Source organism: Neochlamydia sp. TUME1 (genome assembly GCF_000813645.1).
Classification (GTDB): Bacteria; Chlamydiota; Chlamydiia; order Chlamydiales; family Parachlamydiaceae; genus Neochlamydia.
Map to the genome: position 1 here is coordinate 1 of NZ_JRXI01000055.1, position 4,183 is coordinate 4,183.

General features: G+C 38.9%; 1 protein-coding gene. It reads left to right on the forward strand.

Translation table 11 applies throughout. The features are described from left to right. The first annotated feature begins 67 nt into the window (after nucleotides 1-67). Complete coding sequence (locus tag DB41_RS10530) at nucleotides 68-4,117, forward strand: tetratricopeptide repeat protein (RefSeq protein WP_155117544.1); 4,050 nt, start codon at nucleotides 68-70, stop codon at nucleotides 4,115-4,117. Nucleotides 4,118-4,183: the final 66 nt, after the last annotated feature.

Below are 4,183 nucleotides of genomic sequence, written 5' to 3' on the forward strand. Positions count from 1 at the left end.
TATCCTTGTACAAGACGACAATTCTATAAATAAGAAGTACTTTAGGAATCTTACAAATCTAATTCACTTGCAGGTTATCAACTTAGGAGAAACTATCCTTCCTGCTTTAAATATTCCTTGCTTAAAAGCCATTAATTTTTTTGATGGTGTAACACCACGGGGCTTTGCCTTTGATGGAGCAGGAGTAGAAGGAAAAGGCTGCAAAACTCCTCTGGGGAATGGTAAGACATTTGAGCTTATTCAAACTCCTGAACAGATGGCTCAATATCTGGGTAAAGATGAAAAAGGCCAATGGTGGCATGAGAAAGAACCTCATCTTCCTATGGAATTGCTAAACTTTACTCATTTGTTAGGCAACGAAGAGCTAACTAAAGCCTATGATGAAAAAATTCAAGAAATACTCAATACGTCTTATCAAGAAAACCTTGATCTGCGCCATTATTTAGCCAAGCAGCATCTTGTGCTAGCTGATATGATAGCTTTTAACCCGCGAAGGGATTTACACAGGCATGGCATGCTGTTTCAAGTTAAAAATGATTTTTATAGGTTTCCTCATTTAGCTTTTGACCGGTTAGCACTTCTTAAAAAAGTAGAGGCTGCTGATACTTTTACTAGGATTGATAAGCTAAGTGAATTAAAGATTATGACAAAAGAGGCTACAGAAAAGTTAAAGGATTGGATGAGCGTAGCCTTATTCATGCGTCTTAAAACTTACTCTCATTATCAGGCGCAAAAAGAGATGATGAATCCTCTCCTTAAACCTTTTGGCTTTGAGGATCCAGGTCTTATTCAACAGCAGTTTACCCTAGATCATACAACTCTAAAGAAGATAAAAAAAATCTACCACCTCTTTATTCCTTTCTATCAATCTATTCACGAATTTTTAGCAGGCAATGAAGATAAACTTAAATCTTCTGATTTGGAGGATAACTCACTAGAGATGCAAGGTGATATATGCCAAAGGCTTTTTCAGCATAAAGAAGCAGAAAAATGTTATCTTTTAGCAGAACAAGAAAATCCACAAAATACAGAAGTTTTAAGTGCTCTTGCAATCCTTTACCATGAGCAAGGCAATTTAGATAAAGCAATAGATTATAGCAACAAAGCGCTTGCCATTACCATCAAGCTTTTTGGTGAATATCACCCCGGGATGGCAAGAGAGTACAACACCCTAGGGTTAATCTACAAAGAGAAAGGCAATTTAGACAAAGCGGAAGAGTATATTAACAAAGCGCTTGCCATCAACCTTAATTTTTTTGGTGAAAATCGTCTCTCCGTGGCAGTCAATTACAACGAGCTGGGAGGAATCTACCAGAGCCGAGGCAATTTAGACACAGCAGAAGAGTATGTTAAAAAAGCGCTTACCATTAACCTTAAACTTTTTGGTGAGAATCATCCCACCGTGGCAACCCATTACAATAACCTAGGACAAATCTCCCAAAAGCAAGGCAATTTAGATAAGGCGGTAAAGTATAGTACCAAAGCGCTTGCCATTAACCTTAGACGTTTTGGTGAATACCATTGCGTAGTGGCGACTTGTTACAACAACCTGGGAATGATCTACAAAGAGAAAGGCAATTTAGGCGAAGCAGAAGAGTATGTAAAAAAAGCGCTTGCCATTAACCTTAAACTTTTTGGTGAAAATCATCCTACCGTGGCAAACCATTACAATAACCTAGGACAAATCTCCCAAGAGCAAGGCAATTTAGAGCAGGCGGCAAAGTATAGCAAAAAAGCGCTTGCCATCAACCTTGAGCTTTTTGGTAAAAATTATCCCAGCCGTGCAACCGATTACAACAATCTAGGGACAATCTACCGAGAGCTAGGTAATTTAGACAAAGCGGAAAAGTATAGCAAAAAAGCGCTTGCCATGGGTAGTGAGCTTTTTGATGAATATCATCCCCATATGGCAAATTTTTACAATAACCTAGGACTAATCTACCAAGACCAAGGCAATTTAGGCAAAGCAGAAAAATATATTAACAAAGCGCTTGCCATTGACCTTAAGCTTTTGGGTGAAAATCATCCCGAGGTGGCAACTTGTTACAACAACCTAGGACAAATCTACCTAGCACAAGGCAATTTAAACCAGGCGGCAAAGTATAGCAATAAAGCGCTTATCATTGATCTTAAGCTGTTTGGGAAACATAATCCTGTATTAGCAAGGGATTACAACAACCTAGGACTAATCTGCAAAGAACGAGGCAATTTAGACACAGCAGAAGAGTATATTCACAAAGCGCTTACTATTGAGCTTAAGCTCTCTGATGAATATCGTCCCATGGTGGCAAATTGTTACAATAATCTAGGAGTAATCTACCTAGAGCAAGGCCATTTAGACAAAGCGAAAGAGTATATTCACAAAGCGCTTGTCATCGAACTTAAGCTTTTTGGGGAAAATCATCCCCAGGTTGCAATCGATTACAACAATCTGGGGATAATCTACCTAGAGCAAGGCCATCTAGACAAAGCAGAAGAATATATTAGCAAAGCGCTTGTCATCAAACTTAAGCTTTTTGGGAAAAATCATCCCGATGTGGCAATTTGTTACAACAATCTGGGGACAATCTACCGAAAGCAAGGCCATTTAGACAGGGCTTTAGGGTCTATTGGCAAAGCGCTCGCCATTAACCTTGAGCTTTTTGGGGAACATAATTCTAATGTGGCAAGTTATTACAATAACTTAGCACAAATCTACGAAGCTCAAGGCAATATAGGCCAAGCGGAAGAGTATGCTAGCAAAGCGCTTGCCATCAACCTTAAGCTTTTTGGTGAAAATCATCCCTTGATGGCAACTTGTTACCAAAACTTGGGAATGATTTACGAAGAGCAAGATAAGCTAGATAAAGCAGCAGAGTATAGCAATAAAGCGCTCGCCATTAACCTTAAGTTTCTTGGTGAAAATCATCCTACGGTAGCAATCAACTATAGCAACATAGGATTAATCTACGAAAAGCAAGGCCATTTAGACAAGGCAGAAGAGCATATTAGAAAAGCACTCGCTATTGACCTTAAGTTTTTTAGGGAAGATCATCCTCTGGTGGCGAGTGATTACAGTAATCTAGGTACAATTTACAAAAAGCAAGGCAAATTAGGCAAAGCGAAAGAGTATGTTAAAAAAGCGCTTACCATTAACCTTAAACTTTTTGGTGAGAATCATCCCACCGTGGCAACCCATTACAATAACCTAGGACAAATCTCCCAAAAGCAAGGCAATTTAGGCAAAGCAGAAAAATATATTAACAAAGCGCTTACTATTGAGCTTAAGCTTTCTGATGAATATCGCCCCGGGATGGCAGATTGTTACAATAACCTAGGAGTAATCTACCGAGAGCAAGGCCATTTAGACAAAGCAAAAGAGTATATTAGCAAAGCGCTTGTCATCACCCTTAAGCTTTTTGATGAAAATCATCCCCAGGTTGCAATCGATTACAACAATCTGGGGATGATCTACAAAAAGCAAGGTAATTTAGACAAAGCAGAAGAGCATATTAGCAAAGCGCTTATCATTAACCTTAAGCTTTTTGGTGAAAATCATCCCGATGTGGCAATTTGTTACAACAACCTGGGGACAATCTACCGAGAGCAAGGCCATTTAGACAAGGCTTTAAAGTCTATTGGCAAAGCGCTCGCCATTAACCTTGAACTTTTTGGGGAACATAATTCTAATGTGGCAAGTTATTACAATAACTTAGCACAAATCTACGAAGCTCAAGGCAATATAGGCCAAGCGGAAGAGTATGCTAGCAAAGCGCTTACCATTGATCTTAAGATTTTTGGCGAAAATCATCCCAACGTGGCACTCGATTACAGTAATCTAGGACAAATCTACAAAGAGCAAGACAAGCTAGATAAAGCAGCGGAGTATAGCAATAAAGCGCTCGCCATTAACCTTAAGTTTCTTGGTGAAAATCATCCCACGGTAGCAATCAACTATAGCAACATAGGATTAATCTACCAAAAGCAAGGCCATTTAGACGAGGCGGAAGAGCATATTAGAAAAGCACTCGCTATTGACCTTAAGTTTTTTGGGGAAAATCATCCTCTGGTAGCGAGTGATTACAGTAATCTAGGTACAATTTACAAAAAGCAAGGCAATTTAGATAGTTCTACCTGATTTACCAAAAAAACTTCATTATTGCATCAGTTTTAGAAAGGAAAAATGTAAATTTACTTTTAGTGA